General features: G+C 61.9%; 18 protein-coding genes. 17 read left to right on the top strand and 1 reads right to left on the bottom strand.

The window, feature by feature from the left end; all coding sequences use genetic code 11:
- Positions 1-14: 14 nt before the first annotated feature.
- From ACVDG8_RS11700 to ACVDG8_RS11645, 12 genes are all read left to right on the top strand, one after another.
- The gene (locus ACVDG8_RS11700) at positions 15-2,045 is read left to right on the top strand and encodes a conjugal transfer protein TraG (protein ID WP_455707824.1); all 2,031 of its coding nucleotides are present in this window, start codon (positions 15-17) and stop codon (positions 2,043-2,045) included.
- 116 nt (positions 2,046-2,161) lie between these two features.
- The gene (locus tag ACVDG8_RS11695; protein ID WP_447254854.1) at positions 2,162-2,575 is read left to right on the top strand and encodes a CopG family transcriptional regulator; all 414 of its coding nucleotides are present in this window, start codon (positions 2,162-2,164) and stop codon (positions 2,573-2,575) included.
- Positions 2,572-3,540 carry a P-type conjugative transfer ATPase TrbB gene (gene trbB, locus ACVDG8_RS11690; protein WP_013533270.1) on the top strand — a complete coding sequence of 323 codons (969 nt, stop codon included), beginning with the start codon at positions 2,572-2,574 and terminating at the stop codon, positions 3,538-3,540. The genes ACVDG8_RS11695 and trbB overlap by 4 nt, the downstream gene beginning before the upstream one ends.
- 11 nt (positions 3,541-3,551) lie before the next feature.
- A complete protein-coding gene (locus ACVDG8_RS11685; protein WP_013533269.1) occupies positions 3,552-3,860 on the top strand; it encodes a TrbC/VirB2 family protein in 309 nt (102 codons plus the stop codon).
- Entirely contained in the window at positions 3,860-4,132 is a 273-nt protein-coding gene (locus ACVDG8_RS11680) for a VirB3 family type IV secretion system protein (RefSeq protein ID WP_447254853.1), read from the top strand. Before ACVDG8_RS11685 ends, ACVDG8_RS11680 begins: the two co-directional genes overlap by 1 nt.
- Positions 4,126-6,567: a conjugal transfer protein TrbE gene (trbE, locus tag ACVDG8_RS11675; protein ID WP_455707702.1), complete on the top strand. Its 2,442-nt coding sequence runs from the start codon at positions 4,126-4,128 to the stop codon at positions 6,565-6,567. Before ACVDG8_RS11680 ends, trbE begins: the two co-directional genes overlap by 7 nt.
- 5 nt (positions 6,568-6,572) lie before the next feature.
- Positions 6,573-7,298 carry a P-type conjugative transfer protein TrbJ gene (gene trbJ, locus ACVDG8_RS11670; protein ID WP_447254852.1) on the top strand — a complete coding sequence of 242 codons (726 nt, stop codon included), beginning with the start codon at positions 6,573-6,575 and terminating at the stop codon, positions 7,296-7,298.
- Between the two features lie 30 nt (positions 7,299-7,328).
- Entirely contained in the window at positions 7,329-8,651 is a 1,323-nt protein-coding gene (gene trbL, locus ACVDG8_RS11665; RefSeq protein WP_447254851.1) for a P-type conjugative transfer protein TrbL, read from the top strand.
- Complete coding sequence (trbF, locus tag ACVDG8_RS11660; protein WP_447254850.1) at positions 8,652-9,383, top strand: conjugal transfer protein TrbF; 732 nt, start codon at positions 8,652-8,654, stop codon at positions 9,381-9,383.
- A complete protein-coding gene (gene trbG, locus ACVDG8_RS11655; protein WP_447254849.1) occupies positions 9,373-10,401 on the top strand; it encodes a P-type conjugative transfer protein TrbG in 1,029 nt (342 codons plus the stop codon). Before trbF ends, trbG begins: the two co-directional genes overlap by 11 nt.
- Positions 10,402-10,414: 13 nt before the next feature.
- Positions 10,415-11,635 carry a TrbI/VirB10 family protein gene (locus ACVDG8_RS11650; protein ID WP_447254848.1) on the top strand — a complete coding sequence of 407 codons (1,221 nt, stop codon included), beginning with the start codon at positions 10,415-10,417 and terminating at the stop codon, positions 11,633-11,635.
- Between the two features lie 2 nt (positions 11,636-11,637).
- Positions 11,638-11,910 (top strand): DUF2274 domain-containing protein, encoded by a 273-nt coding sequence (locus ACVDG8_RS11645; RefSeq protein ID WP_013533261.1) that lies wholly within the window; start codon positions 11,638-11,640, stop codon positions 11,908-11,910.
- 254 nt (positions 11,911-12,164) lie between these two features.
- On the opposite strand, the gene hemN is transcribed toward ACVDG8_RS11645, so the two are convergent.
- The gene (gene hemN / locus ACVDG8_RS11640; RefSeq protein ID WP_455707701.1) at positions 12,165-13,526 is read right to left on the bottom strand and encodes an oxygen-independent coproporphyrinogen III oxidase; all 1,362 of its coding nucleotides are present in this window, start codon (positions 13,524-13,526) and stop codon (positions 12,165-12,167) included.
- 139 nt (positions 13,527-13,665) lie between these two features.
- Here hemN and ACVDG8_RS11635 point away from each other — a divergent pair, with 139 nt between their 5' ends.
- The 5 genes from ACVDG8_RS11635 to ccoP all read left to right on the top strand — a co-directional run bounded on the left by ACVDG8_RS11635 (position 13,666) and on the right by ccoP (position 18,240).
- Entirely contained in the window at positions 13,666-14,415 is a 750-nt protein-coding gene (locus ACVDG8_RS11635; protein WP_447254846.1) for a Crp/Fnr family transcriptional regulator, read from the top strand.
- Between the two features lie 448 nt (positions 14,416-14,863).
- Positions 14,864-16,492, top strand: coding sequence for a cytochrome-c oxidase, cbb3-type subunit I (gene ccoN, locus ACVDG8_RS11630; RefSeq protein ID WP_447254845.1), 1,629 nt, complete (start codon positions 14,864-14,866; stop codon positions 16,490-16,492).
- Entirely contained in the window at positions 16,483-17,214 is a 732-nt protein-coding gene (ccoO, locus tag ACVDG8_RS11625; protein ID WP_447254844.1) for a cytochrome-c oxidase, cbb3-type subunit II, read from the top strand. Before ccoN ends, ccoO begins: the two co-directional genes overlap by 10 nt.
- 10 nt (positions 17,215-17,224) lie before the next feature.
- On the top strand, positions 17,225-17,374 hold the full coding sequence (locus tag ACVDG8_RS11620; protein ID WP_447254843.1) for a cbb3-type cytochrome c oxidase subunit 3: 150 nt from the start codon (positions 17,225-17,227) through the stop codon (positions 17,372-17,374).
- A gap of 2 nt (positions 17,375-17,376) precedes the next feature.
- Entirely contained in the window at positions 17,377-18,240 is an 864-nt protein-coding gene (gene ccoP / locus ACVDG8_RS11615; protein ID WP_447254842.1) for a cytochrome-c oxidase, cbb3-type subunit III, read from the top strand.
- Positions 18,241-18,359: the final 119 nt, after the last annotated feature.

The following is an 18,359-nucleotide window of genomic DNA, read 5'->3' as shown; positions in this document are numbered from 1 at the left end:
AGCGGAGCAAGCCAATGACGCCCACGAAGTTGCTGATTGGGCAGATCGTCGTCGTATTCGCAATCGTCATGCTCGGCGTGTGGACGGCCACGCAGTGGTGCGGGCACATGCTGGGCCATCAGCCGCCACTCGGCGCGCCGTGGTTTGTTGCGGCTGGGTGGCCGATCTACAAGCCGTGGAAACTGTTCGAATGGTGGTACCACTTTGACGCCTATGCGCCCGAGGTCTTCGATAAGGCCGGTGCGCTCGCCGGCGCGAGTGGGTTCGTGGGCTGTGCCGCCGCCATCGGCGGTTCGCTCTGGCGCGCGCGACAGCTCGGATCGGTGACGACCTATGGCTCGTCAAGGTGGGCAACGACTCAGGAGATCGCGACGGCAGGGCTGTTCCGGCCGTCCGGCGTTTTCCTAGGCAAGCTGAAGGATCGCTATCTGCGACATGACGGGCCCGAGCACGTCATGGCCTTTGCCCCAACACGTTCAGGCAAGGGCGTCGGACTGGTTGTTCCAACTCTTCTGTCCTGGACCGGTTCGGCGGTCATTCATGATATCAAAGGCGAGAATTGGCAGTTGACCTCCGGCTGGCGGTCGAAATTCTCCTATTGCCTTCTATTCAATCCGACGGATCCTAGGTCGGCGCGCTATAACCCGCTGCTTGAGGTACGAAAGGGTCCACAAGAGGTCCGCGATGTTCAGAACATCGCCGACATCCTGGTAGATCCGGAAGGCGCGCTGGACCGCCGGAATCACTGGGAAAAGACAAGTCATTCCCTCCTCGTCGGCGCCGTTTTGCACGTGCTCTATGCCGAAGAGGAAAAGACGCTTGCCCGCGTGGCCACTTTCCTGTCGGACCCGCAGCGTTCCTTTTCCGCGACGCTGCAGCGGATGATGACCACCAACCACCTGGGCACGCCCGACAAGCCTGAGGTCCATCCGGTCGTGGCCTCGGCGGCACGTGAGCTGCTGAACAAATCGGAAAACGAGCGTTCGGGTGTTTTATCGACCGCCATGTCATTTCTCGGGCTCTATCGCGACCCGACGGTCGCGGCGGCAACATCGGCCTGCGACTGGCGCATTGTCGACCTCATGGATGCCGAGCGACCGATATCACTCTACCTGGTCGTGCCGCCGTCGGACATCTCGCGCACCAAGCCCCTGGTACGCCTGATCCTGAACCAGATCGGCAGACGCCTGACCGAGCGCCTTGAGGGCGATCCAAGCAGGAGCCGCAAACATCGGCTCCTCATGATGCTCGACGAATTCCCGGCGCTCGGGCGGTTAGATTTCTTCGAGACCGCGCTCGCCTTCATGGCCGGCTACGGCATTCGCGCATACTTGATCGCGCAATCCTTGAACCAGATATCCAAGGCCTATGGCGAGAACAGCGCCATTCTCGACAACTGCCACGTGCGTATTGCCTTTTCCTCCAATGACGAACGCACCGCCAAGCGCATTTCGGATGCGCTCGGCACCGCAACGGAGCTTAGATCGATGCGCAACTATGCCGGCCACCGGCTGGCGCCCTGGCTGTCGCACGTCATGGTCAGCCGGCAGGAAACGGCCCGACCGCTGCTCACTCCTGGCGAGGTGATGCAGCTGCCCCAAACCGACGAGCTGGTGCTGATTTCAGGGCTGCCGCCGTTGCGCGCCCAGAAGCTGCGCTATTATGAGGACCGGAATTTCACCGAACGCGTGCTACCTTCCCCGGTGCTGCGGGACAGCCCTTACGCAGACCGCCCGGCTTCGCGCACAGACGACTGGACTGGACGGGTGCGCAGCGTTGACGGTCGTCTGGCTGCAGGCGACGAAATTGCCGACGCGGCGATCGGGGACGAGGGCGGCGTCCAGCAGCAGCGCCATCCAGCTCTGCCGGACGATCAAGTCGTGCTTTCTCAAGAAGCTGAGCAGGGCGATCTCTTCAAGTCTGTTGACGATGATAGCGAGCCGGTCGCCGACAAACGTGTCATGGATCGGATTTCGACGGCGGCCCGGGCCTACGGCCTCAATGAGGGAAGGGGCGACGACAAGGACATCGTGCCCGGCTTCTGAACGCTGCTTCCTGTCGGCGTACCTCAGCGTAGATAAGGGCGATAAGCGTTTTTGGGCATCTAGCGGATGCTTGTTCCCGTCGCCGGCGCGCAGCGCTGGCAGTTGGAACAAGCCACATGAAGCCCCGCCGCATTCGTCACCAGTTTCTGCTTGAGTTTGAGTTAAGCGAGAAGCTGGACAAACTCAGTCGTGATCCTTCGACCACCAAATCGGCGATCGTCGCCAAGGCAGTAGAGGCCTTCATCGAGCGGCGTGGCGAGAACGAGCTCGACCAACGCTACGGGGTAAGGCTCGACCGTCTTTCTCGCGACCTCGCTCATGTCAGGCGCGACGCCGAGATGACGATGGAGAGCCTGGCGCTCTTCATCCGCTTCTCGATCACGCTTCACGCCCACACGCCGGCCCCGGACAGGGTAACGCAGGCCATCGGCCAGGAGCGCTTCGACAAATTTGTCGAGCAGGTCGGGCGGCAGATCGCTTCCGGGAAGCGGTCGCTTGGCAAAGACAATGGCGGGGGAGGGGAAGGGTGAACTCTCATCCGGAAGCCGACCATCGCCGCCGCGCGATGCTGCGCACCGCCATGGGCCCGGCGATCACCAAAGCGCTTTCAGACCCATCGATCATCGAGGTGATGGTCAATCCCGACGGAGCACTGCGGATCGATCGGCTCGGGGAAGGCTTGGTCGACACAGGCGTGCACATCCATCCTACCGAGGCGGAGCGCATTGTCCGCCTCGTCGCTTCCCACGTGCGCGCCGAAGCGCATGCGGATAATCCGATCGTAAGCGCCGAACTGCCCTCGGGCGAGCGGTTCGAAGGCCTGCTGCCACCTGTGGTGTTGGCGCCATGCTTTGCCATTCGCAAGCCCGCCGCAAAGCTCTACAGCCTAGCCGATTATGTCGCCGACGGGGTCATGCTGCCGCTGCAGGCTGATGCGTTGAAGAAAGCCGTCCGCGAGCAGCGCAACATCCTGGTCGCGGGCGGCACCTCATCGGGCAAGACAACCCTTGCCAATGCGCTGCTGGCCGTGGTCGCCGACTGCCACGAGCGGGTGATCCTGATCGAGGATACGCGCGAACTTCAATGCGCAGCAAAAGACTGCGTTGCGCTGAGGACCAGGCGTGGTTCTGTCACGCTCGCCGATCTCGTGCGTTCGACACTGCGCCTCAGACCCGATCGCATCATCGTCGGCGAGATCAGAGGCGCGGAAGCGCTCGACATGCTGAAGGCATGGAACACTGGTCACCCAGGCGGCATCGCCACCGTTCACGCCAACTCGGCGCGGTCCGCCCTCTACCGCATCGAGCAGCTCGCACAGGAAGCCGTGGTCACCGTTCCCCGCCGGCTCATCGCCGAGGCGATAGACCTGATTGTCTTCATCGCCGGCCGCGGATCCTCGCGCCGCATCGAGACGATCGCCGAGGTCACTGGCCTCGACGGCAGTGGCGACTACGCCGTCACCCAGCTCACGCTTCCGCAACTCCAGCAACTCTGAAAGGTCACTTCATGCGCAAGAAGCCTCGCTTTCTCTGGGCCACCACGCTCGCGTTTCTTCTCACGTTTCCAGCATACGCCGCCGGCTCCGGAATGCCCTGGGAGCAGCCGCTGCAGCAGATCTTGGAATCTGTGCAGGGGCCGGTCGCCAAGATCATCGCGGTCATCATCATCATCAGCACCGGCCTGACACTCGCCTTTGGGGACACGGCAGGTGGGTTCCGTCGGCTCATCCAGATTGTCTTCGGCTTGTCGATCGCCTTTGCCGCATCGAGCTTCTTCCTCTCCTTCTTCTCCTTTGGCGGCGGGGCGCTCGTCTGATGTTCGCCAGAGAGCACCATATCGAGGGCTTTGAGGTTCCGGTTCACCGGGCACTGACCGAACCGATCTTGCTCGGCGGCGCGCCGCGAGCGGTGGCCATCCTCAGTGGCACCGTCGCCGCGGCCGTCGGGCTGGGGTTGCAGCAGTGGATTGCCGGACTGGTGCTGTGGACCTGCGGGCACACGGTGGCTGTCTTCGCGGCCCGCCGCGACCCGGATTTCGCCAGCGTGCTCGTCCGCCATCTTCGCCTGAAGGGGTGGCTCGCATGCTGAACCTTTCCGAATATCGGGGCAAGGCCGACCGACTTGCCGATCATCTGCCTTGGGCCGCACTGGTGGCACCGGGCATCGTGCTCAACAAGGACGGCAGTTTCCAGCGCACATTTGCATTCCGCGGCCCTGATCTCGAGAGTGCAACAGAAGCCGAACTCATCGGCATCTGCGCACGGGCCAACAATGCGCTCAGACGGCTCGGCTCCGGCTGGGCATTGTTCTTCGAGGCCGACCGCATCGAGGCGCTGGGCTACCCAAGCTCGCGTTTTCCCGACGCCGCGTCATGGTTGGTCGATGAAGAACGGCGCGCGGCCTTTCAAGGCAAGGTCGCGCACTACGAGAGCCGCTATCACCTGACGCTGACGTTCATGCCACCGCCGGACAACCAGGCGCGGGCGCAACGCGCTCTCGTTGACTCGCATCATTCAGGAGGCGAGAGAGAGTGGCGCCAGGAACTGACGCGGTTCCGGGACGAGACCGGCCGCGTGCTGGATCTCCTGTCGGGCTTCATGCCCGCAATACGCGCACTCGATGATGCCGAGACGCTGACTTACCTCCACGGCACGATCTCCACTCTTCGCCATCCAGTCGCCGTGCCGAAAACGCCGATGTATCTCGACGGCATCCTGGTCGATGCGCCGCTTACCGGCGGATTGGAGCCGATGCTTGGCAACCACCATCTGCGCACGCTCACCCTCCTCGGTTTTCCGAATGTCACACGGCCCGGAATTCTCGACGCGCTCAACCATCAGGATTTCCCCTACCGCTGGATGACGCGCTTCATTCCGCTGGACAAGACCGAGGCCACCAGGACGCTGACTCGGTTGCGGCGGCAGTGGTTTGCCAAGCGCAAATCGATCACGGCAATCCTGCGCGAGGTGGTGACCAGCGAACCCGTGCCGCTCGTTGACACCGACGCCGAAAACAAGGCGCTCGATGCCGACGCCGCACTCCAGGCGTTAGGCGGCGATCATGTCGGGTTCGGCTATCTGACGACGACGGTGACGGTTTGGGACAAGGACCATCAAGCCGCCGCGGAGAAACTCCGCGCGGTCGAGCGGGTCGTAAATGGCCTGGGCTTCGCCACGATCCGTGAAGGCGTGAATGCGGTCGAGGCCTGGCTCGGCTCGTTGCCCGGCCATGTCTATGCCAATGTCCGTCAGCCACTCATTCACACATTGAACCTCGCCCACTTGATGCCGCTTTCCTCGGTGTGGGCCGGCCCGGCGGTGAACGAGCATCTCGCCAAAGTTACACAGGCAGAGGCCCCGCCGCTTCTCTTCGCCTCAACCAGCGGGTCGACACCGTTCCGGCTTTCCACCCACGTCGACGATGTCGGCCACATGCTGATCGTCGGACCGACCGGCGCCGGCAAGTCGGTTCTCGTTGCCCTGTTCGCTCTGCAGTTCCGACGCTATGCCGGCGCGCAGGTCTACGTCTTCGACAAAGGCAATTCAGCCCGGGCCGCAATTCTTGCCATGAGTGGCGAGCATCACGCGCTTCGCGCGCACGGTGCGCTTGCCTTCCAGCCGCTGCGCAAGATTGACGATCCGGCGATCCGCAGCTGGGCAGCCGAATGGATCGCCGGGCTGATCGCCCATGAGAACGTCACCGTCACCCCGGAGGCGAAAGAGGCAATCTGGTCGGCACTCACCAGTCTTGCAACGGCGCCGGCGCAGGAACGCACACTCACCGGCCTGTCGGTCTTGCTTCAGTCCAACGCGCTGAAGTCCGCTTTGATGCCCTACACGCTCGACGGGCCCTTCGGCCGGTTGCTGGACGCGGATGACGATCGGCTGGCCTTGTCGGATGTGCAGTGCTTCGAGACCGAAGAGCTGATGCACAGCCAAGGCGCTGTGCTGCCGGTGCTCACCTATCTTTTCCATCGCCTCGAGGCGCGGTTCGATGGACGACCGACATTGCTCATGCTCGACGAGGCCTGGCTCTATCTCGACAATCCGCTCTTTGCGGGGCGTATACGCGAATGGCTGAAGGTGCTGCGCAAGAAGAACGTCTCCGTCGTTTTCGCCACGCAGTCACTGGCCGACATCGCTGGCTCTGCAATCGCACCGGCCATCATCGAGAGCTGCCCACAGCGCATCTTTCTTCCCAATGACCGTGCCGCGGAACCACAGGCACGGGAAGCCTACGAGCGTTTCGGCCTGAACGAGCGGCAGATCGAACTGGTCGCGCGCGCCACGCCGAAGCGGCAATATTATCTGCAATCGCGCCGCGGCAACCGGCTGTTTCAGCTGGGCTTGGGCCCCATCGCGCTTGCGCTATGCGGCGCCTCCGATCCGGCCAGCCAGACCCTGATCGACAGGATCCTGTCGGAACACGGACAGGACGGCTTTGCCTTTCATTTCGTGAATGCCCGCGGGCTCGATTGGGCCGCCGAGCTTCTCCGCCAATTCCCTCAACTAGACATGGAGTAATCGTCATGATGCGGCGCCGTTTCCTTTCCGGCCTGATCACCCTTTCCCTGATGGCCAAACCGATGGCCGACTATGTCCAGCCAGCCTACGCGCTCATTGTCTTCGATCCCTCGAACTACACCCAGAATGTGCTGACGGCGGCACGCTCACTGGAGCAGATCAACAACCAGATACAGTCGCTCCAGAACCAGGCGACCATGCTACAGAACATGGCGCGCAACCTTCAGAGGTTGGATTTTTCTTCGGTGGGCCAGCTCACCGGTTCGCTGCAGCGGATCGACGGGCTCATGGACCAGGCGAGTGGCCTGAGTTTTGATCTGGGCAAGCTGCAGGACCAGTGGCGCAATCAATATCCCGAAAGCTACGACGCCACGATCAAGGTCAGCGATGTGGCAAGCGCAGCGCGCGAGCGCTGGCAGAGCGCCATGCAGGCGTTCCGACAGACTATGGGTGTCCAGTCGCAAATCCTCGAGAACGTCCGCGGCGATCGCGACCTGCTTGCTGATCTCGTCAACCGCAGCCAGGGTGCTGCCGGTGCGCTTGAGGCAAGCCAGGCCACCAACCAACTGATCGCGCTGTCAACCAAGCAGCAGATGCAGATCCAGACGCTGCTCGCGACGCAGTTTCGCGCTGAGGCGGAGGATGCGGCTCGCAAGGCGCAGTCCGAAGAAGCCGCGCGCCAGACGACAAAGCGTTTCCTCGGCACCGGCACGGCCTATCCCGGCAACTGATCACCATTTCTGTCACGAGGGGAAGGCGCAATGAACGACCTCGGGGTCATCGATCGCTTCATGGAGACTTTCATCCGCTATATTGACAGCGGGTTTGGTCTGCTGTCGGGCGATGTCGCCTTCCTCACCACGACCCTGATCGGCATCGACATCACCTTAGCCGGGCTCGCTTGGGCATTCGCCGGCGAGCCCAACATTCTCGGCCGCTTCATCCGCAAGGTGCTCTATGTCGGCGTATTCGCTTTCATCCTGAACAATTTCAAGAATCTCGCCGACATTATATACCGCTCCTTCGCAGGGCTGGGCATCAACGCTTCGGCCGCCAATCTGTCGCCCGACAGTCTCCTGCGGCCCGGACGTATTGCCGCCACAGGCTTCGAGGGCGCGTGGCCGCTGCTGGATCAGGCGAGCCAGCTTCTTGGCTTTCCCGAAATCTTCGGCAACGCGCTCACCATTTTCGTGCTGCTCGTGGCCTGGTTCCTGGTCATCATTGCCTTCTTCATTCTTTCCATCCAGCTCTTCATCACCATTCTGGAGTTCAAGCTCACCACTCTCGCCGGCTTCGTTCTGGTGCCCTTCGCAGTCTGGAACCGGTCGGCGTTCCTGGCCGAGCGCGTGCTCGGCAACGTGATCTCGTCGGGCATCAAGGTGATGGTGCTTGCGGTCATCGTCGGTGTCGGGTCCACGCTGTTCGGCGAGTTCGCTTCGGCGCTGCAAGGCAAGGAGCCGGATTTGGCCGCCGCCATGTCACAGGTGTTGGGCGCGCTGGCGCTGCTTGGGCTAGGTATTTTCGGGCCTGGAATAGCGTCCGGTCTCGTCTCGGGTGCCCCGCAGCTTGGTGCGGGCGCCGCACTGGGTACGGCCGCGGCCGCCGCCGGTGCGTCACTCGTTGCCGGAGGCGCTGCGATCGCCGGGGTGCGCATGGCAGCTGATGGCGGGCTTGCCGCAATTCGCGCCAGCACCACGATTGGTTCGGCAGCTTCCTCTGCCTGGCAATTGGGGCGCGCAACCTCGCCTGACTCCGGCCTGTCGGGTGTGGCTGCCGGGATGCAGGGCGTGGCAGGTGCCGCCAGTGGCGCCGCTGTGCGAGCGGCACGATCTGCCGCGGAAACCTTCGGGCGCAGCGCTGATGCCGGGCGCCAGGCCGCATGGACCGCGACCGGCGGGTCTCCAATCGCCTCGATGACCGAAACTACTGCGGGTCCGACCACCGATGCTGCCCCTAGCTGGGCCAGGCGCCTGCGTTCCCAGCAGTCTGCGCGAGCCCACCGCCACGCCACCATGCAGGCCGTGCGCGATGGTGACAGACCGGGCGGTAGCGCCAATCCCTCTCTCAACGACAAGGACGACTAGATGCTCTTCAAGCGATCCGTTCAACGCTACGGCAAGACACCCGAGCCCATCACACCGTACCAGAAGGCGGGCCAGCTTTGGGATGAGCGCATCGGCTCATCGCGGGTGCAGGCCCGCAACTGGCGGCTGATGGCACTTGGCTGCCTGGCATTGGCGACCGGGCTCTCCGGCGGGCTCGTTTGGCAGTCAATGCAGAGCCGGGTTGTGCCCTACGTCGTCGAGGTCGACCGCTTCGGCGAGGCGCGCGCCGTAACCTCGGCAATCCGGGACTACGAGCCGACGGACGCCCAGATCGCCTGGCATCTTGGCCGTTTCATTCAGAATATCCGTTCCGTTTCCACCGATCCGGTGTTGGTGCGGCAGAACTGGCTGGCCGCCTATGACTTTGCCAGTGACCGCGCCGCGCTCTTCCTCAACGAATATGCCAAGGCGAACGATCCTTTCGGTCAGATCGGAACGCGGAGCGTTTCCGTCCAGGTGACCAGCGTGGTGCGGGCTTCCGGCAGCTCGTTCCAGGTCAAATGGACCGAGCAGGTCTTTGAGCGCGGCAGCCTTGCCAGCACGACCCGCTGGACGGCGATCCTCACCATCATGATCCGCCCGCCAAGCAATACAGACCAACTGCGCAAGAATCCGCTCGGCCTTTTCATCAACGCCATCGATTGGTCGCGCGAGCTCGACAGTGCCGCGCCGACCTCCATTTCCCCCAAGGAGCCCGCCAATGACAAATAAAGCCCCATCGCTCCGTGCCGCGCTGATCCTGTCGGCCTCGGCAGCGGTGCTGTCCGCCTGCGCATCCAAGCCGGTGCCGCCGCCCGAGATTGCCTATGACGCTGCCGACTTCAAAGCAGCGTCGATCGAGAAGCCGCCAGAGAAACCGGTTAAAATCGTCGAGGTGCCAAAGCCGCTACCGCTTCCCGGCCAGTTGCAGCCTGACCCAGTCAAGTCCGCCGAGGACAAGCGCTCTCCTGAAGAACGCGTTGCCGATGCCAATAGGGCCGCAACTCGGCAGCCAACCAGGTATGGCTATGTCAACGCGGTCCAGGTCTATCCCTTCACCGATGGCGCGCTTTATCAGCTCTTTGCCGCGCCGGAGCGCGTCACCGATATCGCTCTGCAGCCGGGCGAGAAACTGACAGCCGTGTCCGCCGGGGACACGGTCCGCTGGGTCATAGGCGATACCATCAGTGGCACCGGCGACGGTCAACGCACCCATGTGTTGGTGAAGCCGTTCGCGCCCGAGCTTACCACAAATCTGGTGATCACCACGGATCGACGCACCTATCACTTGCAGCTCCAAAGCACGGAGAAGACCGCAATGGCGGCCATCTCTTGGACCTACAGCGAAGACCAGATCCTTGCGCTCTCCCGGCGAAACGTTCAGGCCGACGCTGCAACGCCGGTCGCATCGAATGTTGCGCTCGAAAATATCCGCTTCCGCTATTCAATCGCCGGCGACACTCCGCCCTGGAGGCCGACACGGGCCTTTGACGACGGCAGCAAAGTCTATATCGAATTCCCGCGCCGCATCGATCAGGGCGAGGCGCCGCCGCTCTTCATCGTCGGTGCTGACGGCGGCAATCAGCTGGTCAACTACCGCATGCGCGGCAACTACTACATCGTCGATCGCCTGTTCGCCGCGGCCGAACTGCGCCTCGGCGCCAAGCCGCAGCAGGTCGTTCGCATCTCAAGGATTGACGGCGGGCAATTGCCGCGTCGGATGCCACTCTTTGCCGGTTTCGGCAGGTGAGGGGAAAAGGCTCATGACCGATACGTCCCACTCCAATGCGCCTCCGAAACTCGATCCCGACCAGCTGCAGCTGCGCGCCTCACCCCGCGGTGCTGTGCGCTTCAGGCGGGGCGTGATTGTCGCGATCTCTGCCGCCGGATGTGGTGCCATTCTGGGCGTCATGATCATTGCGCTTCAGGGACCGGCATTGCGATTCAAAGAGCAGGCGGAAGACCTCTACCATCCTGACCACAAGCCCACCGCCGAGGGGCTCGACAGCCTGCCCAGGGACTATTCCGGCGTCAAGCCGAAGGCCCCGGTGCTCGGACCGCCGCTACCCGGTGATCTCGGCCGCCCCATCCTCGAGCGGCAGCGCCAACTCGGAATTGCGCCGGGACAGGAGGTCTCCGCCGAGGATCAACGCCTTGCCCAGCAGGCGATCGAAGCGCGCGAGTCGCAAGTGTTGTTCCGGATCGATAACCGACCCAAACCGACAGATCTCGCTGGCGGCGAGGAGAGTCTACAGCAGCGGCCTGAAGCGCCCCAATCCGTAGCGACAGCCGGGTCGGCTTCCGTTGCGCCAGCCGAGGGCGATCAGAACAACCAACAGCGCAAGCTGGATTTTGTCAGTCAGCGGAGCACAAGCGGAATCTACAATCCGCATGCGCTGCAGACGTCTGCTTCGCTCTACCAACTGATGGCTGGAAGCGTAATCGCGGCAAGCCTCATTACCGGGATCAATTCCGACCTACCCGGCCTCGTCGTCGCGCAGGTCACAGAGAATGTGCAAGACACAGTCACTGGCAGCATCTTGCTCATTCCACAAGGTTCCCGGCTGATCGGCACCTATGACAGCGTGGTGGCGTTTGGGCAAAAGCGCGCATTGCTGGTCTGGCAGCGAATAATCCTGCCGGACGGGTCCTCGATCGAGATCGATAATCTGCCGGCGACAGACACCGCCGGATATGCGGGGCTTGAGGACAAGGTGGATTTCCACACCTGGCAGCTGATCAAGGGGGTTGCGCTCGCGACCTTGCTTGGCGTGGGCACCGAATTGAGCCTCGGAGACAATGAAAGCGATCTGGTCAAGGCGATCCGCGAATCCGCCCAGCAGAACGTCAGTCGAGCCGGCCAGCGCATAACTGAGAAAAATCTCAACGTTCAGCCCACCATAACGATCCGACCAGGCTGGCCACTGCGCGTCATCGTGCACAAGGATCTCTTGCTGCGGCCATACAAAATTGAACGGGAGTGATTATGGCCAACTTGAAACTTGGCAAGCTTCCAGACCGAACGCCCTTGAAGATTACGATCACCGTCAGCGCGGAGTTGAGCCAAGAACTCAAGGCCTATGCTGCGCTCTATCGTCAGACTTATGGCGAGTCTGAAACAGTCGCGGAACTCATCCCTTTTATGCTGGCGGGATTTCTGGACGGCGACCGAGCGTTTGCCAAGGCCAGAAAAGAAGGTCTGGCGACCGCCAGCATCTCAGACGAATCGCGGTCTTTGAAAGCCTCAGATTCCGAATGACCGAAGCAGAGAGTCGGTCAAGTGCAATTGTGGCGCACCGCACGCTCGGCCGGTCCATCCATGAGGCCGAGCTGTGCCAAGCGAAGCTTCCATCTCTCCATCATGTGCCGGCCGGTGTCGACCGGGAAGACGACCATAGCGGAGCGCGTTGATCTGCCTGCGTGCCTGTCAAACAAGGGTGTGGGCGGGCAACATCGTCTGGCAAATAGGTCACCGATGATGGGCCCTGCGCGGACCGCGACGCACTCGCGGGCTCAAACTGCCACGGAGTGCCTGGCCTTTCCCGTTTTGAGATATTTGTCGAACTTCGCAGCGACGCATCTGACAAAGGGACGACTTTCCACCGGTACGACGAAACGATCGCCGTCGAGTTCAAGTCGGACCGACTTGTCGAGGGCCACCGTACTCGACCGAAGAAGGAGCTTCTGGCCGGCTTTGCCGAAGCGTTCCACCAAATCGACTGCCGAGAAGCCGAAATCGCACATCAGGCGCTCAATGATCCAGCCGCGAGCGCGGTCGTCGTTCGAGAAGGCAATCCCGCGGACCGAAGCCAACCCACCGTCATCCACCATGCGGCCATATTCGACGGTGGAAGGCATGTTCTGTATATAGCCTTGCCGGAATTGGCTGATGGACGAGGGGCCGAGGCCGATCAAGGTTTCGTAGCGATCCTCGGTATAGCCCTGAAAGTTGCGACGCAAAGTCCCCGCATGCGCGGCAAGCGCCAGCGCATCGTCCGGTTTGGCGAAATGGTCGAGGCCGATTGGTTCGTATCCTTGGTCGAGTATGGCGCGTGCTGCCAGTTGCGATTGGGCAAGCCGCTCCTCCGGGCTTGGCAACCACGCCTCGTCGATCATGGTCTGATGTTTCTTGAACCATGGCACATGGGCATAGCCAAAAAGGGCGATCCGGTTGGGCTCAAGCATCAGCGCCTGCATGACAGTTGACAAGACGCTCTCCCGGGTCTGGTGCGGCAAGCCGTAGAGCAGGTCGAGGTTGACAGATTCGACGCCGCGGGACCGAACGCCGTCGACAACCGTTTTGGTCTGGGAGAAGGTCTGCTCGCGATTGATGGCTTTTTGCACCTTCGGATCGAAATCCTGGACCCCGAGGCTCGCCCTCGTCATGCCGATTTCGGCAAGCGCATCGAGGCGGGCTTCGTCCATATCGTTGGGTTCGATTTCGACGCTGATCCTGGTGCCGGGAAGAAATGAGAAGCTGTGGCGCAATGCGGTCCCGAGCGCCACCATGTCGTCGGGCCTGAGCATTGTCGGCGAACCGCCGCCCAAATGGACGGCACGCACCCGGCCCTTGCCTCCGGCGAGACTTGCGACGGTGGCGATCTCCGTATGCAATGATCCCAGATATTTGGTCACCGGTTCATAGTGGCGTGTCTGCTTGGTGTGGCAAGCACAGAACCAGCAAAGCCTGTCGCAGAAAGGGATGTGCACGTAGAGCGATATCTCATCGTCCTCGCCGAGCGCCTCCAGCCAGCCACGATAAGCCGCAGCATCGACGCCCGCGTGGAAATGCGGTGCGGTCGGATAGCTGGTATAACGAGGGACGTTTTCGACAATCCGAGCAAGCTGCTTTCGACTGCATGTCGTGGTCACCATGTGCACCGCTGGAACTCTTGACTGGTTGGCCGGCCAACGCCCTGATTTCGATCAAGTGCAGCTCGGACAAACTGCCGCAAGGATTTTTCCACCCTGGATTGCTACCCTGTCGGTGCTTGGAAGAGGGTAGAGCGAACGCATGACATTACGGCAGGACATTCACAGTTCCGGCATTCCCGTTCTTTGCCGCTCTTGCGAGGGAAGGCGTCGCGGTATTTGCGGAGCGCTCGATCCAGACCGCTTGGCTGCGCTTGCCAGGAGTTCATCGCGGCACAAGATCGAGCCAGGAGTCGAACTGGTCGGCGACTGCGAGGCCGTCAACAGCTATTCGAATGTGCTTTCAGGCGTGGTCAAGCTGACGAAGAGCCTTTCGGACGGGCGCCAGCAGATCGTAGGGCTCCAGTTTGCACCGGATTTTCTGGGGCGACCCTTCAAGGTCGAAAGCGAGATCAGTGCGGAAGCGGCAACCGTTGTCACGCTGTGTTCGTTCCCCAAGGCAGCCCTCGAACGGATGGTGAAGGAATCACCGGAACTCGAGCATCGCCTGCTCAAGCAGGCGCTGGACGAACTTGACGCAGCACGCGAATGGATGGTGACGCTCGGGCGCAAGACGGCATCGGAAAAGGTGGCGAGTTTTCTCGTCATGCTCGCCCTGAACATGGATTCCAGTGTTGATCCGGCCGCCATATCGGCGTGCTTCGATCTGCCACTGACTCGTGCCGATATCTCTGATTTCCTTGGTCTGACGAATGAAACCGTGAGCCGCCATCTGACTCGACTGCGAGCTGAAGGCGTGATCCGGATCGAGAACAAGCGCCATGTGAGGGTGGAGAGCGTCGGCCGGCTGGAGCAGCGCTGCGGCGGCCGAAGGCCGCGGCAGTTTGGATAAGCCCAAGCGGCGGGGTCTGCGCCGCCAACTCGAATCCGCGGCAGGACATGCTGCGTTCGAAGACAATGTATTGCTATAGCCTCGAGACGCCCGGTAGCATAGACCCAAGAGCATCCGCGACCCTTGTCGGATAGAGAGGCAGCCGGCAAGAGTTCCGCAAAGCCCGCCGGTGAAGCATTGATCCTTGAGGTCCTCGTACCGGCAAGGGTGGCGGCGATGTCACTGCGTCTTTCCCGAGCCATTCCAGGCGACCTTAGCAGCGCTACTTCCAACGTCGCGGAGGCCGCGCTTCGACATATCCGCCCGCCCCAACGTCCGCTCTTTTTGCGCGAACTCGATTCTACGGAACAAACCTGGCACCTGACATGGATCAGGGCGGGCAGAGGGCAGCTGCGCAATTGATGCCGAGCGGATTTGGCGTCCGCCCGATTCGGGATCAGGATTTGCGATGAAATTCGGCACAGCGATCGTCGTGGTGGGCTTTTTTGCCTTTGCAGCCCTGGTGGCTGCCGGCTTCGGCATTGATGGACCTTTCCGCCAGCATATGGGGGTGCTGTCTTTTGCCCTTGTTGCCTTTACCGGGATCTTGTTGCGCAATACGGAGTTCAAGCCGGCCGCTCCGATCGACCCGTCCGCCTATATGGACGGTCCGATCCGCTACGGCGCCATCGCCACCATGTTCTGGGGTGTCGTTGGCATGTTGGTCGGCGTGGTCATCGCGCTGCAGCTGGCCTACCCCGATCTCAACATTCAGCCGTGGTTCAATTTCGGCCGCTTGCGGCCGCTGCACACGTCAGGCGTCGTCTTCGCATTCGGCGGCAACGCCCTTCTCTGCACATCAATGTATGTCGTGCAGCGCACCAGCCGCGCCCGCCTGTTCGGCGGCGATCTCGCCTGGTTCGTGTTCTGGGGCTACCAGCTTTTCATCGTCATGGCCGCGACCGGCTACCTGCTCGGCATAACCGAGAGCCGCGAATACGCCGAACCCGAATGGTATGTCGACATCTGGCTGACCATCGTCTGGGTCGCTTACCTCATCCTGTTCCTTGGCACGATCCTGAAGCGCAAGGAACCGCATATCTACGTCGCCAACTGGTTCTACCTGTCCTTCATCGTGACCATCGCGATGCTGCATGTGGTCAACAACCTTTCGATGCCGGCTTCTTTCCTCGGTTCCAAGAGTTACTCCGCCTTTTCCGGGGTCCAGGACGCGCTGACGCAGTGGTGGTACGGCCACAACGCCGTCGGCTTTTTCCTCACCGCCGGCTTCCTCGGCATGATGTACTATTTCGTTCCCAAGCAGGCGAACCGGCCAGTCTATTCCTACCGGCTGTCGATCATCCACTTCTGGGCGCTGATCTTCCTGTACATCTGGGCCGGGCCGCACCACCTGCATTTCACCGCTCTGCCCGACTGGGCGCAGACGCTCGGCATGGTGTTCTCGATCATGCTGTGGATGCCGTCATGGGGCGGGATGATCAATGGCCTGATGACGCTGTCCGGCGCCTGGGACAAGCTGCGCACCGATCCGATTATCCGCATGATGGTGATGGCCGTCGCCTTCTACGGCATGTCGACCTTCGAAGGCCCGGTGATGGCGATCAAGGCGGTCAACTCGCTGTCGCATTATACCGACTGGACCATCGGTCACGTGCACTCCGGCGCGCTCGGCTGGGTCGGCATGATTTCTTTCGGCGCGATCTACTACATGGTGCCGAAGCTCTGGAACCGCGACCGGCTCTATTCGCTGCGGCTGGTTACCTGGCACTTCTGGCTGGCGACGCTCGGCATCGTCGTCTACGCCGCCGCCATGTGGGTGTCCGGCATCACGCAGGGCCTGATGTGGCGCGAATACGACGAGCAGGGCTTCCTGGTCTACTCCTTCGCCGAAACCGTCGCTGCCATGCGCCCCTACTACGTCATGCGCGCCATCGGCGGCGCCATGTACCTGTCCGGCGCCCTGATCATGGCCTGGAACATCGTGATGACGATTCTCGGCCGCCAGCGCGAGGAAAAGCCGGTGTCGGGTGCCGCGCCTGTCCTTCGACCTGCCAGGGAGCCAAACCAATGGGCTTGATGGACAAACATGCCATTATCGAGAAGAACGCCACGCTTCTTCTCGTTGGCTCCCTTCTTGTCGTGACTGTCGGCGGCATCGTCGAAATCGCGCCGCTCTTCTATCTCGACAACACGATCGAGAAGGTGGAAGGCATGCGTCCCTACTCGCCGCTCGAGCTCGTCGGGCGCAACATCTATGTGCGCGAGGGCTGCTACCTCTGCCACAGCCAGATGATCAGACCTTTCCGTGACGAGGTCGAGCGCTACGGCCATTACAGCCTGGCGGCAGAGTCGATGTACGATCACCCCTTCCAGTGGGGATCGAAGCGGACGGGGCCGGATCTGGCCCGGGTCGGTGACCGCTACTCGAACGCCTGGCATGTCGCGCATCTTTCGGATCCGCGTTCCGTTGTCCCGGAATCGATCATGCCGAGCTATGCCTTCTTGAAGGACGCACAGATCGAGGTGAAGGATTTCTCGACGCATCTGGTCGCCAACAGGCGGGTCGGCGTTCCCTACAACGATGACATGGTCTCCAACGCCAACGCCGATCTGATGGCGCAGGCCGACCCGAATGCCGACACCTCGGGCCTGGAGAAACGCTATCCCAAAGCTAAGATCGGCGACTTCGACGGCAACCCGCAACAGGTCACCGAAATGGATGCGCTCGTTGCGTATCTGCAGATGCTCGGCACGCTGGTCGATTTTAAGAACTACGACGAAGGCGCCGGTTACCGCTGAGGAGTTTTCCATGAATTACAATCTTATGCGGGAGTTTGCTGACAGCTGGGGTCTAGTTGCCATGGCGCTTTTCGTTGCGGGGGCAAGTGTCTTCGTCCTGCGTCCCGGCAGCCGCGAGCTGGCGGACGAAGCTGCACGAATTCCGCTTCAGGACGAGTGATCATGAGCGAGGAGCACATCGATGAAGTCTCTGGGGTCTCGACCACCGGCCACGAATGGGATGGCATCCGCGAGCTGAACAACCCGCTTCCGCGTTGGTGGATCACCATCTTCTACGTCACCGTCGTGTGGGCGATCGGCTACACAATCGCCTATCCCGCATGGCCGCTGCTGCACTCTGCGACGACGGGTGCTCTCGGCTATTCGAGCCGCAATGACGTCAAGAACGAACTGGCGGCTGCGGAAGCAGCGAAGAGCAAATACCTCGCGGCGGTGAAGTCGAAAAGTGTCTCGGAAATCGAATCGGATGATGCCTTGCGCGAATTCGCCATCGCCGCCGGCGGCGCCGCATTCAAAGTCAACTGCACGCAGTGCCACGGCTCCGGCGCCGAAGGATCCAAGGGCTTTCCCAACCTAAACGACGACGACTGGCTGTGGGGCGGCAAGGCCGAGCAGATCCAGCAGACAATCACGCATGGGATACGCTTCGCGGCCGATCCAGACACCCGACTCTCAGAAATGCCCGACTTCGGCGACATCATCACCGCCGACGAGATCAAGCAGGTTAGCGCATATGTCGTCAGTCTCTCCGGCAAGGTCGCCGATGCGAGTCTGATCCAACCCGGTGCCAAAGTCTTTTCCGACAATTGCGTCGCCTGTCATGGTGAGAACGCGGAGGGGAACAGGGAATTTGGGGGCCCCAACCTCACCGACGCCATTTGGCTGCATGGGGCCGGCGAGGCAGCGGTCGCAGCCCAGGTCCGCGCGCCAAAGGAAGGTGTCATGCCGGCCTGGCTCGGCCGTCTCGGCGAGATCAAAGTCAAGGAGCTTGCGGTTTATGTCCATTCGCTTGGCGGCGGAGAATAGGAAGGCAAGGCCTATTCTCAGCCTCCCCCTGCCAAGCGACGGGGCCCGGCGCAAGCCGGGCCTCGACACCATTTCGGCTGCGCCGCTCGTCGATGCGGCACGAAGCCCCCTTCTGACAT

The organism is Mesorhizobium sp. ORM8.1 (genome assembly GCF_053005525.2).
This window is presented reverse-complemented; position numbering and strand designations above follow the sequence as displayed.